The sequence below is a fragment of the Saccharopolyspora oryzae genome (genome assembly GCF_027853915.1).
Lineage (GTDB): Bacteria > Actinomycetota > Actinomycetes > Mycobacteriales > Pseudonocardiaceae > Saccharopolyspora > Saccharopolyspora oryzae.
In genome coordinates, this window is record NZ_JAQGLA010000025.1 from 39,158 (window position 1) to 54,178 (window position 15,021).

Here is a 15,021-nt window from a genome sequence, read left to right on the forward strand (position 1 = left end):
ACACCGCGCCCGCCGTCGACGCGCAACGCCTGTCCGGCCGCGGCGCACGCCCGCCCTGCTCTTCCTGCGCGGATGCCGAGAGCAGGCGATCACGCTTCCACTGGAGTTCAACTCATGGCGCGAGCCAACCCAACTTCGTCCCCACCTGATCGGCTGGGCACGGTCTTCTACACGTCGGTGGCGCTGTGCGCGCTGTTCGTCGTGTGGGCCACCGTGTTCACCGACAGCCTCGACACCGCCACCAAAGCGGCGCTGAACTGGATCACCGGTTCCTTCGGCTGGGTCTACCTGGTGGCCAGCCTGGCCATGCTGGGTTTCCTGGCCGTCCTCGCGTTCAGCCGCTTCGGACGCATCCGGCTCGGCGCGGACAGCGACCGCCCGGAGTTCAGCACGGTCAGCTGGCTGGCGATGATCCTGGCCGCGGTGATGGGCATCGGTCTCGTCTCCTACGGCGTGTCCGAACCCATCACCCACTTCGTCGCCCCACCCCACGGCCTGGCCGAGCCCGGCACCAAGCACGCCGCCGCGGTCGCGATGCAGTACTCGTTCTTCGACTGGGGCCTGCACGCCTGGGCGATCTTCGCGGTGTTCGGCATCGCGCTCGGCTACTCGACCCACCGCAAGGGGCGCAAGGGCCTGATCAGCCCGATGCTGCGGCCGCTGCTCGGCGACCGCGTCGAAGGCCCGATCGGCAAGGCGATCGACGTGCTCGCGATCTTCGCGACGCTGTTCGGCACGACCACCTCGCTCGGACTGGGCGCGATGCAGATCAACGGCGGCCTGGCCCGGGTGTTCGGCGCCTCCGGCGGCACCGGCACCCAGATCGCGATCATCGCGGTCGTCACGCTGCTGTTCACGATCTCCGCGATCACCGGTCTGCACAAGGGGATCCGCTTCCTCAGCGAGACCAGCATGGGTCTGACGGTGGTGCTGTTCGGTTTCGTGCTGGTGCTCGGGCCGACCGGGTTCGTGTTCAACCTGCTGGTGGAATCGCTGGGCCTCTACGTCGGTGACTTCATCCCGATGAGCCTGCGCACCGGGACCTTCGGCGAGCTCGAGTGGATGCAGAGCTGGACCTACTTCATGCTCGCCTGGTGGATCTCGTGGGGCGCCTTCGTCGGCGTCTTCCTGGCCCGCATCTCCAAGGGCCGCACCATCCGCGAGTTCGTGCTGGCGGTGCTCGGTGTTCCCAGCGCGGTGTTCTTCCTCTGGTTCACCGCCTTCGGCGGGTCGGCGATCTTCCACGACTCCTTCAACGGCGGACACATCGCGCAGGACGCCGCGGCGGACACGAACAACGCGATCTTCGCCATGCTGGAAACGCTGCCGTGGCCGACCGTGACCTCGGTGATCGCGATGGCACTCGTCCTGCTGTTCTTCGTCTCCGGCGCTGACGCCAACACCTTCGTGCTGAGCATGCTGTCCTCCGACGGCGCGCCCCGGCCGCGCACGTCGGTGCTGGCCTTGTGGGGCGCGCTCACCGGCGTGACCGCGATCGTCCTGCTGGTCTCCGGCGGGCTGGACGCCCTGCAGAACACGGTGATCGTCACAGCCGCGCCGTTCGTCCTGGTGATGCTCGCGCTCGCGGTCTCGTTGTGGCGGGAGCTCCAGCACGACCCGCTGTTCGCCGCGGAGGTCGAACCCGATCCGGAGCCGGTCGCAATAGGGGCGAAGGGCCCGGAAATGTGATTTGCGCCGGTTTCCGAGCGCCGGGCGGGGTGCGCAACCGCCCCACCCGGCGCGTCGGGCCACAACCGCCCCAGCAGTTCGCGAAGCCGCCGGTCTATCCCCTTCCACCAGCGGTTATGGTGTCCGGATACAGCCTGCGAGCAATCGACGTCAGGAGTGCGCCATGGCTGATCCGCACGGCATCGACCACTTCGACGCCACCTTCGCGAGCGACCTCGCGTGGGCGCAGAAGTTCCGCGAGCAGCTCGCGGAACTGCCGACCACGCTCTGCGAGGACTCCGAACAGGTCGACTGAGGCTCACCCCGGTTCCTCGTCGGCGGCCAGTCCGGCGGGCAGGTGTTCGGAGAGCAGTTCCAGCAGCCGGTTCACGTCGACCGGCTTGCTCATGCATTCGGTGGCCCCGGCGGCGATGCTCTGCTCGCGGTCGCCCTTCATCGCCTTCGCCGTGACCGCGATGATCGTCAGGTCCCGGTAGCGCGGCATCTCCCGGATGAGCCGGATGGTGGCGTTGCCGTCCATCTCCGGCATCATCACGTCCATCAGCACGATCACGATGTCCGCGTGCTGCTGCAGCGCGCTGAGCCCGGCCAGGGCGTTGTCCGCGTGCACCACTTGCAGCCCGTGCTGCGCCAGCAGCGTCGTGATCGCCTGCACGCTGCGGTAGTCGTCGTCGACCACCAGCACCTTCTCACCGTTGAACCGCGGTGACGTGTGCTGCTCGGGCTCGCTGGAGCGCCGCATGTGCTGGTGGCCCTCCTGCCGGATCAGCTCGGTCGAGCGCATCGGCGGGTCGATGCCCTCCGCGGAGACGTCCATGCTGCTCTCCGCCTCGCTCGGCGGATGCGTCCGGGTGACCGGCCCCTCCACTTGTTCCGGCACCGCGGCGGACCTGGTCTCCACCGGCAGGTAGAGGGTGAAGGTGCTGCCGTGCCCGGGGTCGCTGCGCACCTGCAGCTCGCCGCCGAGCAGCGCGGTCAGCTCGCGGCTGATGGACAGCCCCAGTCCGGTGCCGCCGTACTTGCGGACCGTGGTGCCGTCGACCTGCTGGAAGGCTTCGAAGATCAGGTTCAGCTTGTCGGCGGGGATGCCGATGCCGGTGTCGCGGACCGCGAACGCCAGCCGCTGGTTCGCCTGCCGCAGGCCCTGCCTGGTGACCTCGGTGGGCTGGGCCAGGCGGATCCGCAGTTCGACCCGCCCCTTGTCGGTGAACTTGACCGCGTTGGACAGCAGGTTGCGCACGATCTGCTCCAGCCTGCTGCGGTCGGTGCGCACCGTGGGCGGCACCGATGGTGCCACGATCACGTCGAAGTCCAGTCCCTTGTCCGCCGCCAGCGGCCGGTACAGCGATTCGACGTGCGCGGCCAGGTCGGCGAGTTCCACGTCTTCCGGCAGCAGGTGCATCTGGCCGGCTTCCACCTTGGACAGGTCGAGCACGTCGTTGATCAGCTGCAGCAGGTCGGTGCCGGCCTGGTGCACGGTCTTGGCCAGGTCCACCTGCTGCGGGGTCAGGTTCCCGTCCATGTTGTCCGACAGCAGCCGCGCCAGGATCAGCACGCTGTTGAGCGGGGTGCGCAGCTCGTGCGACATGTTGGCCAGGAACTCCGACTTGTAGGCCGAGGCCTGGGACAGCTGCCGGGCGCGTTCTTCGAGTTCCTGCCGGGCCTGCTCGATCTCGATGTTCTTGAGCTCGATGTCGCGGTTGCGGGCGGCCAGCAGCGCGGCCTTCTCCTCCAGCTCGGTGTTGGAGCGCTGGAGTTCGGTCTGCTGCTCCTGCAGCTGCTCGGAGCGGGCCTGCAGCTCCCTGGCCAGGTGCTGGGATTCGGCCAGCAGCGACTCGGTGCGCGAGTTGACGACGATGGTGTTGACGTCGACGCCGATGGTTTCCTTCAGGCGTTCCAGCAGGTCCAGGTGCACCGGGGTGAACTCGGTGACCGAGGCGAGCTCGATGACCGCGAGGACCTCGCCTTCGAACAGCACCGGCACGATCGCCACGTTCGCCGGGGTCATCTCGCCGAGCCCGGTGCCGATCCGGATGTGGCCGGGCGGCGCGCTGTTCACCACGATCGACTTGCGGTCGACCGCGACCTGGCCGACCAGCGACTCCCCCGGTTCGAAGCGCAGCGCACGGCCGTTGCCGGGCGGGCGGCCGTACCCGGCGGTGCGTTCCAGGTACGCGTGCCCGTCCTGGTCGGTCCGGTTGAGGAAGAACGCGCCGTACTGGGCCGACACCAGCGGCGCCAGCTCGCTCATGATCAGCTGTGCGAGGGCGTCCATGTCGTGCTGGCCCTGCATCAGCGCCGACATCCGGGCCAGGTTGGTCTTGAGCCAGTCCTGCTCCTGGTTGTCCCGGGTGGTCTCCTTGAGGTTGCTGATCATCGCGTTGATGTTGTCCTTGAGCTCGGCGACCTCGCCGGAGGCGTCCACGGTGATCTGCCTGGTGAGGTCTCCTTCGGTGACCGCGGTGGCCACCTGCGCGATCGCCCGCACCTGGGTGGTGAGGTTGCTGGCGAGCCGGTTGACGCTCTCGGTGAGCCGCTGCCAGGTGCCGGAGACGTCGGCGACCTCGGCCTGACCCCCGAGCTTGCCTTCGGTGCCGACCTCGCGCGCCACCCGGGTCACTTCGGCGGCGAAGGCGGACAGCTGGTCGACCATCGTGTTGATGGTCGTCTTCAGCTCGAGGATCTCCCCGCGGGCGTCCACGTCGATCTTCTTCGACAGGTCGCCGCGGGCCACTGCGGTCGTCACCTGGGCGATGTTGCGCACCTGGTTGGTCAGGTTGCGGGCCATGATGTTGACGTTGTCGGTCAAGTCCTTCCAGGTGCCCGCGACGTTGGGCACCCGCGCCTGACCGCCGAGGCTGCCCTCGGTGCCGACCTCGCGGGCGACCAGGGTGACCTGCTCGGCGAAGGCGCGCAGCGTCTCGACCATCCCGTTGATCGTCTCGGCCAGTGCGGCGACCTCTCCCTTGGCCTCCACGGTGATCTTCTTCGACAGGTCTCCCCCGGCCACCGCGGTGGCCACCTGGGCGATGTTGCGCACCTGGTTGGTCAGGTTGTCGGCCATGATGTTGACGTTGTCGGTCAAGTCCTTCCAGGTGCCGGCCACGCCGTGCACGCGCGCCTGACCGCCGAGCTTGCCCTCGGTGCCGACCTCGCGCGCCACCCTGGTGACCTCGTCGGCGAACGCGGAGAGCTGGTCGACCATCGTGTTGATCGTGTTCTTCAGCTCCAGGATCTCCCCGCGGGCGTCCACGTCGATCTTCTTCGACAGGTCACCCCGCGCCACCGCGGTGGCCACCTGGGCGATGCTGCGCACCTGGTTGGTCAGGTTGCGGGCCATGAAGTTGACCGATTCGGTCAGAGCGCGCCAGGTGCCGGCCGCGCCGGGCACCTCGGCCTGACCGCCCAGCCGTCCCTCGTTGGCCGCTTCGCGGGCCACCCGGGTGACCTCGTCGGCCAGGGCGGAGAGCTGGTCGACCATCGTGTTGATGGTTTCCTTCAGCTCCAGGGTCTCGCCGGAGACCTCGACGGTGATCTTGCGGCTGAGGTCACCTGCGGCGACGGCCTTGGCGACGTGGGAGACGTCGCGCAGCTGTCCGGTGACGTCGGCGGCCATGCCGTTGACCGCGTCGGCCAGATCCAGCCAGGTACCGGTCAGGCCGGGGACCTGGACCTGGCCGCCGAGCTTGCCCTCGGTGCCGATCTCCCGCGCCACCCTGGTGATCTCCTGGGCGAAAGCGGAGAGCTGGTCGAGCAGGTCGTTGACCGCGGTGTTCAACCCGGCCACCTCGCCGGGCAGCTTCCCGTCGGTCCCGCGGCGCGACATCCGCTGCGTGAGGTCGCCGCGGGTGAGCGCGTCCAGCACGCGGTTGAGCTCGGCCACCGGTGCCAGCAGGCTGCCGACCACGTCGTTGACCGCGTTCGCCGCGACCGCCCATCCGCCCTGGTTCGCCCCGTCGAGCGCGACGGGTTCTATCGGCCACTCGCCCCTGTCCGCGGCGTCGCTGACCCGCTGCAGCTCCCCGACCAGCAGTTGGTTCCGCTCGGCGAGTTCGTTGAACACGACGGCGATCTCGGCGACCAGGCCGCCGCCGGAGGGGACCAGGCGGCGTCGGAAGTTGCCGTCCCGCAGCTCCCGCAGCGCCATCACCAGTCTGGTCAGCAACGCGTCTTCGCTCATCCGCGGCGCAGCCACCAGTTCCGCGGCCGCGACATCGGGCGGTCGTGACGACATGACGGCCTCCCCGCCGCACCCCAGCTCAGCGCTTGTTGCGCGAATCCCGGTCGAGTCGCAGTTCGGTGGCCAGCACTGCGGCTTCGCTGCGGTGCCGCATCGACAGCTTGGCCAGCATCTGGGACACGTAGTTCTTGATGGTCTTCTCGGCGAGGAACATCCGCTTGGCGATCTCGCGGTTGGTGAGCCCCTCACCGATCAGCTCCAGGACTTCCCGCTCGCGCGCGGTCAGCACGCGCAGCGGATCCGCCTGCTCCTGCTCCTTGCGCAGCCAGGTCAGCATCGCCTCGGTCTTCTGCTGGCTCAGCAGCGATTGGCCGGACCCCGCGGTGCGGATGGCGCTGACGAGTTCCTGGCTGACCACACCCTTGAGCACGAAACCGGCCGCACCGGCCATGATCGCGTCCATGAGCGCGTCGTGGTCGTCGAAGGAGGTGAGCATCAGGCAGCGCAGTGCCGGCAGCTGCGACTGCAGCTCGCGGCACAGCTCGACGCCGTTGCCGTCGGGCAGCCGCACGTCCAGCACCGCCACGTGCGGCTCGGCCTTGGGCACCCAGGCCAGCGCTTCAGCGACGCTGGCTGCTTCCCCGACCAGTTCCAGGTCGTTCTCGGCACCGACCAGCGCTGCGATGCCGCGGCGAATCACATCGTGGTCGTCGACCACGAACACCCGTATCGCCATCTGGCTCCGCCCCCTTCACCCTAAATCCGGGTAGGGCAATGACCAGCATAAATATCGCGCTGGGCGGCCGCTTCCCGGAGCGCAGTGCTCAGCACCCGGCCGCCGCAGCCGGGTGCTGAGCACGGCTGGATCACCTGGCCGCGTAAACGCTCTCCACGAAGTGCGCCAACTGCTCGTCGGTGAGGTGGCGGGCCAGGTCCGCTTCGCTGATCATGCCGACGAGCTGGTGCTCGGCGATCACCGGTACCCGGCGGATCTGGTACTGCTCCATCATGGTCAGCACCTTGGCCACGTCGGATCCGGCATCGACCCAGTGCGGCTTGCCCTGGGCCAGTTCACCGGCCTTCACCTCGGCCGGGTCGCGGCCTTCCGCGCAGCAGCGCAGCACGATGTCGCGGTCGGTGATGATGCCGTGCAACCGGTTGTCGCGACCGCAGATCGGCAGCGATCCGACCTTGAGGTCGCGCATCATCTGCGCGGCCGTGTACAGGCTGTCGTCCTCGTTCACGCATTTGGCCCCTGCATGCATGATGTCGCGCGCGGTGGTCATGGCTGGTCCTTTCAACGGCGGTGCTGGTTGCCCTCGCAATACCCCGCACCGCACGGGGCCGAAACCGCGACGCCGGGGCGTCAGAACCGCTTCGGCGACATGAAGTCGTAGCGCGGATCGTCGTTGCCGGACAGCACATCGGCCACCACCGCGGCCACCCCGGGGGCATATTTGAAGCCCCGCCCGGAGTGCCCGGTGGTCACCACGGTCCGCTCGCCGACTCGTCCGACGAGTGGCCGTTCATCGGTCGTGTAGAGGTCGGTGAAGGCGTCGGTGCGAATAGGCTCCGGATCCAGTCCTGGCAGGAATTTCCCCACGGCGTCGGCGACTTCGCGAATCTCGGCCGCGCTGTGCCGCGGTTGCACGGCTTCCGGTGCGGGCACGGGGTGGGCCGCGACGGCCCCGGCGATCTTGACCATCACGCCGTCCACGGTCGGCATGCCGTAGACGTGCCGGCCACCGCCGTGGTGGATGAAGATCGGGAACCGGTCGGGCCGGTACGCGTCGATGTCGTCGGTGCCGAACCAGCTCAGCAGCACTCGCCGGGACTGGACCACACCGGCCAGTTCGTCCGGCAGGAAGCGGGCGGACCACGAACCGGCGGCCACCACCACCTGCCCGACCCGGTACGACGATCCGTCCGCGGTGCGCACCAGGACGCTGTCGCCGTCCTCGACGAGTTCGGTGACCTCGGTGTAGCGCAGCACCTCCACCCCGGATCGCTCGGCGACGCGGGTGGCGCTGAGCACCGCTTGCTCGCAGCGCAGGTAACCGGCCTGCTCGTCGAGCACCGCGATCTCACCGTCGAGCAGGCCGTGCTGCGGGTAGCGCTCGGCGACTTCGGCGGTGGACAGGACCGCGACCGGCACATCGGTGTCGCGTGCGTTGGCGAGCAGTCCGGCGATGTAGTCGCTTCCGGAGTCGCCGATCGTCAATCCTCCGCACTGCGCCAGGATGTTCGCGCCTGCTTCCTCCTCCAGTTCCCGCCACAACCGCAGGGAGTCCCGCAGCAGCGGCACGTACTGGTGGCCTTCGGCGTAGGCGAGGCGGAACAGCCGGGTTTCACCGCCGACCGCACCCCGGTCGTGCCCGGGCGAGAACTGCTCGAAAGCCAGCACCTGCACGCCGCGGCGGGCGAGCTGCCAGGCGAGCATGCTTCCCATGGTGCCGGTGCCGACGATGCCGACCTGGGCGTCCAGTTCTCGTCCTGACCGGCTGGTGAACGTGTGCGACATGCGCGCTCCGGGAGACCTAGGGGCGAACGTGGAACGTATCCTCGATCGACGAACGTCCCGGCACAAGGTCCCCAGCACCATTCATTTCGCCCGCATGCCAAAGCAGGACTTGCGCCTGGCGAAGTCCTCTGTGGAGCGTGCGGTCAGAACTCGCGCATGAACCGGGAGAACGCGGCGTTGGCCGCGGCCCACTCCTGGGTCAGCAGCTCGGTCGGCACGCCCGGGCGCGCTTCGGCGTCGACGGTGACCGCGAACCCCGGTGCGGAAACCCGGCGGCGCAGCTGCACCAAGCACCCTCCGGTGGAGCGGCCCAGCCGCTCGCCGTTGTCCTTGGACTCGATCTGGCCCGGCTGCAAGTCGGACGCGTTGAACTCGGCCATACCCCTGTTCTAACCCAATACGCCCGCCACAGCACCTGCCGAGCACAACGGTGCCCGCCGAACACAGGAGTCGACGGGCACCGAGGGTGACGCGCTACTTCAGCGGCGCACTGGCGACCGCGCTGCGGAAGGTGCGCAGGCGGAGGCTGTTGGAGACCACGAACACCGAGCTGAAGGCCATGGCGGCTCCGGCGATCATCGGGTTGAGCAGTCCGGCCGCGGCCAGCGGCAGGGCGGCGATGTTGTAGGCGAAGGCCCAGAACAGGTTGCCCTTGATCGTGCGCAGCGTCCGGCGGGACAACCGGATCGCATCCGCCGCGGCCCGCAGATCCCCGCGGACCAGGGTCAGATCGCTGGCCTCGATCGCCACATCGGTGCCGGTGCCCATCGCCAACCCGAGGTCGGCCTGGGCCAGAGCGGCGGCGTCGTTGACACCGTCACCGACCATCGCCACCACCTTGCCCTCGGCCTGCAACCGCGTGACGACCTCGACCTTGTCCTTGGGCAGGACTTCGGCGATGACCTCGTCGATGCCGACCTCGGCGGCCACCGACCGGGCCACGGCCTCGTTGTCCCCGGTCAACAACACCGGAGTCAAACCAAGCCCCCGCAGCTGCGCCACTGCCTCGGCCGAAGTCGCCTTGACCGTGTCAGACACGACCAGCACCGCACGAGCCTGCCCGTCCCAGGCGACCACAACCGCGGTCTTTCCCTGCTCCTCAGCAGCAGACTTAGCCTCAATCAGCTCCGGGGTCAGCTGCGCGCTCCACTCGGCCAGCAGCGCCGAACGCCCGACAAGCACCGCACGCCCGTCGACCACGCCCTGCACACCGAGCCCCTCGACATTCGCGAAGCTCTCCACGGCAGGTAGTTCGCCCACGCGCTCCCGCGCCCCGCGGGCGATGGCCTGGGCGATCGGGTGCTCGGAAGCGTTCTCCAACGCACCAGCGACGCGCAGCACTTCCTCACCGTCGACACCGTCCGCCACGTGCACACCGGCCAACGACATCTGCCCGGTGGTGACGGTGCCGGTCTTGTCCAACACCACGGTGTCGATACGACGAGTGGACTCCAGCACCTCCGGACCCTTGATCAGAATGCCCAGCTGAGCACCACGACCGGTCCCCACCAGCAGCGCAGTCGGCGTGGCCAGACCAAGGGCGCACGGGCACGCGATGATCAGCACCGCGACCGCCGCGGTGAACGCCGCCGATGCCGTCGCGCCGGTGCCGAGCCAGAACGCCAGCGTGCCCAACGCAAGCGCGATCACGATCGGCACGAACACCGCCGAAATCCGGTCGGCCAACCGCTGCACCGCCGCCTTGCCGGTCTGCGCGTCCTCCACCAGCTTGGCCATCTGCGCCAACTGCGTGTCCGCACCCACCCGAGTCGCCCGCACGACCAACCGGCCACCAGCATTGACCGTCGCACCCACGACATTGTCGCCAGGACCGACCTCGACCGGCACCGACTCACCGGTCAACATGCTCACATCGACCGCCGAACTACCCTCCTCGACCACACCGTCAGTAGCGATCTTCTCCCCGGGCCGAGCCACGAAGAGATCCCCGACCGCCAGCCGCTCAACCGGGATCCGTTCCTCACGGCCATCGCGCAGAACCGCGACGTCCTTGGCACCCAACTCCAACAACGCCCGCAACGCCGCACCAGCACGACGCTTCGACCGAGCCTCGAAATACCGCCCCGCCAAGATGAACGTCGTCACCCCAGCAGCAACCTCGAGATAGATCGACCCATCACCACTCATCCGCTCGATCGTCAACTCGAACGGATGCGTCATCCCCGGCACACCAGCAGAACCGAACAACAACGCGTACACCGACCACGAGAACGCCGCCAAGGTCCCCATCGAGACCAAGGTGTCCATCGTGGCCGCACCATGCCGCACGTTCGCCCACGCGGCCTGGTGGAACGGCAAAGCCCCCCACAGCACCACCGGCGCCGCCAGCACGAGCGAGATCCACTGCCAGTAGGTGAACTGCAACGCCGGCACCATCGCCAACGCGATCACCGGCACCGACAGCACCGCCGACACCACCAGCCGCTGCCGCAACGACCGCGTCGGATCGTCCTCCTCCTCGGCCTCCGGCTCCTCCGGCACGGGCAGGGTGGCGCTGTAGCCGGCGGCCTCGACGACCTCGACCAGCCGCTGCGGGTCGAGACCCTCCGGAGCGTTGACCTTGGCCTTCTCGGTCGCGTAGTTGACGGTCGCCGCGACACCGTCGAGCTTGTTCAGCTTGCGCTCGATCCGCGCCGCGCAAGAAGCGCAGGTCATCCCGCCGATCTCGAGTTCGACCTGCTGCCCGGCGACAGGGCTGGTGTCGTGCACGTCGGTCATCTCCGCCAAGTCACATCCTCACGAGCAGCGGCCGCGGGTCACGAGGCCAGCTGGTATCCGGCCTCTTCCACCGCGGCGCGCACCTGGTCCGCACCGATCTCCTGGTCGCTGGTGACGGTGACGACCCCGGTCGGCAGGTCGACCTGAACACCGGTCACGCCGTCGATCTCGCCGACCTCCTCGGTCACCGAGAGCACGCAGTGCTGGCAGGTCATGCCGGTCACGGTGTAGGTCGTCTCGCTCATCTGCGCCACCTCTCCACGCTCCGCGCGCCACCTGCGCGCCTCCACACCCGAATTTATACCCTAGGGGGGTATAGTGGTCAACACTCGCGGTCGGCGCCACGCTGGACGGTAGTACCGGCCAGGGGTACCGCCGAGACCGGGTGTGACACGGGTCTCGACCAGCCCGCCCTCCCGGCGCGCGCGGAACGCGGTTGGCATGCTGATGTCGACCTGCGATCGCCGACCGGCATCGCGCAACACCGGTCCACGGAGGAAGCACCTTGAGCACCGAATCCGAGCGCCCGACGTCCGGCGACGCCGAGTCGGGCAGGCACCGCCACGCCGCGCCGGAAGGCGCCGACGTGCACCCGCTGATCGACCTGTCCCGCGACCCGCACCCGGGCGTGCCCAACCACGCCAAGCCGGACGAGGACTGACGGCGGCCGGCATCCGCGTGCCGGGCGCGCGGGTGCCGGCTAGGCCTCGACCCAGCCGTGCCGCACGGCGACCTGGGTGAGCTTCTGCCGCACCTGCAGGATCTGCTCAGCGGTCATGCTCGGCGAGGCGCCGAGCAACGACTCGGTGATCAGCTCGTGGAACTCCTTGGCCGAGAGCACGTCGAAGAGCTCCTCATCGGGCGCCGGAGCTCCGCCCTCCCCCGCCTGCGCCGGCACCTGCCGCACGATGCGCACGTTCGACGCCTTCGGGCCGCGGTCGCTCTCCTCCAGGTCGAACTCCACGACCACCCCCGGAGCGACCAGCCGCTTGTCGAAGGTCAGATCGTTGACGTGGATGAACACGTCCTCGCCGCCCACCTCGGGGGCCACGAACCCGTACCCGCGAACCTCGTCGAACCGAACGACCTTGCCGGTAACCATCAACCAGTTCCCAACTTTCACCACGAACCCCGCACCCCATCCGCGGGACCGGCAGTGTACCGCTCCGCACTGGACCGGTGCCACCAGTCCACATAGGACGCGAACACCCCGCGGACCCCACCGCTCGATCGGCGGATAGGGGCACCGCCGACGACCGAACAGAATGCGCTTCGGACCAATCCCGGAATGCGGGGAGTGCGCATGGATTCCTACGACGTCGTGGTCATCGGTGCCGGATTCGCCGGTCTCGTCGCAGCCCGCGAGCTGTCCCTGCGGGGGCACTCGGTCGCCGTGCTCGAAGCGCGGGACCGCATCGGCGGGCGGACCTGGACCGATGAGCGCCTGGGCCGGCGCCTGGAGATGGGCGGCACCTGGGTGCACTGGCTGCAGCCGCACGTCTGGACCGAAGTCACCCGGTACGGCCAGCGCGTCGAGCCGAGTCCGGCCTCGCAGGCGGTCCACTGGATCGCCGGCGGCACCAGGCACGAGAGCAGTCCGGAGGAGTTCGACGCGCTGATCTCGCGCGGCATGGACCGGCTGGCGCGCGAGAGCCGCGAGTGGTTCCCGCTCCCCTACGAGCCGCTGCACCGCGCCGACCTCGACCAGATCGACCACCTCTCGGTCGCCGACTACTTCGCCAAGATCGACCTCGATCCCGCCGAGCGCGAGGTGACCACCGGTGTGTGGGCCGAGCACTTCAACGGCCCGGCCGCGGTCTCCGGGCTCACCCAGGCGATGCGCTGGTGCTCGGCGGCGTCCGGCAACTGGCCCCTGCTCCACCAGGCGACCTCCGGCTACCGGCTCGTCGAGGGCACCGGGGCGCTGATCGGAGCGATCGCCGCCGACAGCAACGCCGAACTCCGCCTCGGCACAGCGGTCACGAGCGTCTCGCAGGACTCCGGCCGTGCCACCGTCACCACCGCTGACGGCAGCCGCATCACGGCACGGCAGGTGATCTGCACGCTGCCGCTCAACGTGCTCAGCAGCATCGACTTCGAGCCCGCACTACCTGCCGCCAAACTGGCCGCCAGCGCCGAGCGCACCGCGTCGCAGGGGCTGAAGACGTGGATCCGGGTGCGCGGCGAGGTCGCGCCGTTCACCGGCTACGCGCCGGACGACCACGACCTGACCTTCGTCCACCCCGAATACGCGGTGGAGGGCGACACCCTGCTGGTCGCCTTCGGCACCCGCGCCGCCGATCTCGCCCCCGACGACGTCGAGGGGGTCACCCGCGCGTTGCGGGCGTGGCGCGACGACCTGGAAGTGGTCGACGTCGCCGGCCACAACTGGATGGCCGACGAGTTCTCCCGGGAGACCTGGCCGATGCAGCGACCGGGCCAGCTGACCAAGTACCTGGCCGCCCTGCAGGAGCCGCACGGCGCGGTCCGCTTCGCGGGCTCGGACCTCGCCACCGGATGGGCCGGTTTCATCGACGGCGCGGTCGAGAGCGGTCTGCGCGCCTCCCGGTCCGCGCACGAAGCCCTGCGCGGACCGAGAGGCTGAGCGAGGACGGCTCACACGCGCGGGAGCGGGATGTTCGGACGTTCCTCGCGCGTGGGGCCGTGCTCGACGTAGTCGGCGGCGAACCGCATGCCCGCCTGGTACGCCTCGATCCGCGCGCGACCGATCTCCGCTTCGATGTCCTCGGGGTTGAGTTCCTCGGCCAACGAACGCACCTCCGTCAGGCGACGGTTGGTCACCTCGTCCATGTCCGCTCCTGTCTTTCCGATCGGCTCACCCCTGATCCTCGCCACTCTGCGCCAGGTTTGCACGATCGGGTGGCCGAATACCCCCGGTCCAGGCCGAACGATCCACTGAGCGCCACCACGAGAACTCGCTCCGTAACCACCGAGCGCCGTTCGAAGCCACCCGGCACGACCAACGCCGCCCCCTCCCGGTAACCCCCGAACGTCGCAACGGCTATCGACCACTGGTTCGACCAGGTGAATCCGCTGCTCCGAACCGGTCACGAGCGAACGAACGCGCGACTGCCCGGAGGCGCATTTCGGACACTGCCGACCGCAGACGACCGAAGGCGAGAGGAGCGGAATGCCGCCCATCGGGTTCCGGACGAATAAGAACGGCAAGACGTATCCGATCCACAAAGCCAAGGGACGCGGCGGACTCGCCGTGGCTGCCGCCGGAACGGCAGTCGCGCTCTCCGCGTCAGGGGGCATCGGGACCGGCGTGCTCGGCGGTTCCACCGGGAGCTCCGCGCTCTCCGCCGCCGAATCCGCCGTCGTGCGCAACATCCAGTCGAACCTCACCAAAGCGCAGAAGACCGCCCGGCAGGGGAAACCCCGGCAAGCGTGGCGGCAGTTGAAGCTGCGCCAAGGCCGTGAGCAGGCCAAAAGCGCCGTCGAGTGCTGGGCGTTCTCCTTCGGCCAGGTGCAGGAGTTCTTCGCCCGCACCCCGTGCGCCGATCTGCACCGCGTCCAGTTCCCGCTCACCGACGACAACGGCAACACCGTGTCGGTGCTGGTCTCCAAAGTCCGGATGCGCAGCACTTCGGACGCCCGCGAGCTCCGCCGGCTCATCGACGAGCACGGCACCGGCGACATCCGCCCGCTGGTCGAGAACGTCCCGTTCACCGGGGAGCACTACGACTCGAAGGTCAGCGGGAAGGTGGTCGTGCTCGCCGAGACCGAACCCACCAGCGGCGAGCCCTCGCCCGTGGTGCTCGAAACGATCTCCGAAGCAGCTGTCGCGCTCACCCCGAAATAGTCGCCGCCCGCCGGAGGCACCGGGTTGGGTCGAGCACATAGCCTCGATCCCGGGCGGGCTGTTCGG

At 69.0% G+C, this 15,021-nt stretch carries 14 protein-coding genes; 5 read left to right on the forward strand and 9 right to left on the reverse strand.

The features are described from left to right. Window positions 1-114 precede the first annotated feature (114 nt). Together OU415_RS17325 and OU415_RS17330 are read left to right on the forward strand one after the other, a co-directional pair. Entirely contained in the window at window positions 115-1,689 is a 1,575-nt protein-coding gene (locus tag OU415_RS17325; RefSeq protein ID WP_270949867.1) for a BCCT family transporter, read from the forward strand. A gap of 163 nt (window positions 1,690-1,852) precedes the next feature. Continuing rightward, window positions 1,853-1,984, forward strand: a complete 132-nt coding sequence (locus tag OU415_RS17330; RefSeq protein WP_270949868.1) for a hypothetical protein — start codon at window positions 1,853-1,855, stop codon at window positions 1,982-1,984. 3 nt (window positions 1,985-1,987) lie between these two features. Here the strand turns inward: OU415_RS17330 and OU415_RS17335 are convergent, their stop codons facing one another. The 7 genes from OU415_RS17335 to OU415_RS17365 all read right to left on the reverse strand — a co-directional run bounded on the left by OU415_RS17335 (window position 1,988) and on the right by OU415_RS17365 (window position 11,374). Beyond that, window positions 1,988-5,884 carry a HAMP domain-containing protein gene (locus OU415_RS17335; RefSeq protein ID WP_456300262.1) on the reverse strand — a complete coding sequence of 1,299 codons (3,897 nt, stop codon included), beginning with the start codon at window positions 5,882-5,884 and terminating at the stop codon, window positions 1,988-1,990. A gap of 64 nt (window positions 5,885-5,948) precedes the next feature. Then, window positions 5,949-6,605 carry a response regulator gene (locus OU415_RS17340; RefSeq protein WP_270949870.1) on the reverse strand — a complete coding sequence of 219 codons (657 nt, stop codon included), beginning with the start codon at window positions 6,603-6,605 and terminating at the stop codon, window positions 5,949-5,951. A gap of 130 nt (window positions 6,606-6,735) precedes the next feature. Next, window positions 6,736-7,155, reverse strand: a complete 420-nt coding sequence (locus OU415_RS17345; protein ID WP_270949872.1) for a CBS domain-containing protein — start codon at window positions 7,153-7,155, stop codon at window positions 6,736-6,738. 80 nt (window positions 7,156-7,235) lie between these two features. After that, the gene (gene solA, locus OU415_RS17350) at window positions 7,236-8,390 is read right to left on the reverse strand and encodes an N-methyl-L-tryptophan oxidase (RefSeq protein ID WP_270949874.1); all 1,155 of its coding nucleotides are present in this window, start codon (window positions 8,388-8,390) and stop codon (window positions 7,236-7,238) included. A gap of 143 nt (window positions 8,391-8,533) precedes the next feature. Then, a complete protein-coding gene (locus OU415_RS17355; RefSeq protein ID WP_270949875.1) occupies window positions 8,534-8,770 on the reverse strand; it encodes a hypothetical protein in 237 nt (78 codons plus the stop codon). Window positions 8,771-8,864: 94 nt separating this feature from the next. Further along, window positions 8,865-11,129 (reverse strand): heavy metal translocating P-type ATPase, encoded by a 2,265-nt coding sequence (locus OU415_RS17360; protein ID WP_270949911.1) that lies wholly within the window; start codon window positions 11,127-11,129, stop codon window positions 8,865-8,867. 38 nt (window positions 11,130-11,167) lie between these two features. After that, window positions 11,168-11,374: a heavy-metal-associated domain-containing protein gene (locus OU415_RS17365; RefSeq protein WP_270949876.1), complete on the reverse strand. Its 207-nt coding sequence runs from the start codon at window positions 11,372-11,374 to the stop codon at window positions 11,168-11,170. Between the two features lie 260 nt (window positions 11,375-11,634). Between OU415_RS17365 and OU415_RS17370 the strand changes: the two genes are divergently transcribed. Then, a complete protein-coding gene (locus OU415_RS17370; protein WP_270949878.1) occupies window positions 11,635-11,790 on the forward strand; it encodes a hypothetical protein in 156 nt (51 codons plus the stop codon). Between the two features lie 39 nt (window positions 11,791-11,829). Here OU415_RS17370 and OU415_RS17375 read toward each other — a convergent pair whose 3' ends face one another. Then, entirely contained in the window at window positions 11,830-12,231 is a 402-nt protein-coding gene (locus tag OU415_RS17375; protein WP_270949879.1) for a cold-shock protein, read from the reverse strand. Window positions 12,232-12,432: 201 nt separating this feature from the next. Between OU415_RS17375 and OU415_RS17380 the strand changes: the two genes are divergently transcribed. Continuing rightward, on the forward strand, window positions 12,433-13,734 hold the full coding sequence (locus tag OU415_RS17380) for a flavin monoamine oxidase family protein (protein WP_270949880.1): 1,302 nt from the start codon (window positions 12,433-12,435) through the stop codon (window positions 13,732-13,734). Between the two features lie 11 nt (window positions 13,735-13,745). Here the strand turns inward: OU415_RS17380 and OU415_RS17385 are convergent, their stop codons facing one another. Continuing rightward, a complete protein-coding gene (locus OU415_RS17385; RefSeq protein ID WP_270949881.1) occupies window positions 13,746-13,940 on the reverse strand; it encodes a hypothetical protein in 195 nt (64 codons plus the stop codon). A 340-nt stretch (window positions 13,941-14,280) separates the two neighbouring features. On the opposite strand from OU415_RS17385, the gene OU415_RS17390 reads away from it, so the two are divergent. Continuing rightward, window positions 14,281-14,955 carry a hypothetical protein gene (locus OU415_RS17390; protein WP_270949883.1) on the forward strand — a complete coding sequence of 225 codons (675 nt, stop codon included), beginning with the start codon at window positions 14,281-14,283 and terminating at the stop codon, window positions 14,953-14,955. Window positions 14,956-15,021 lie beyond the last annotated feature (66 nt).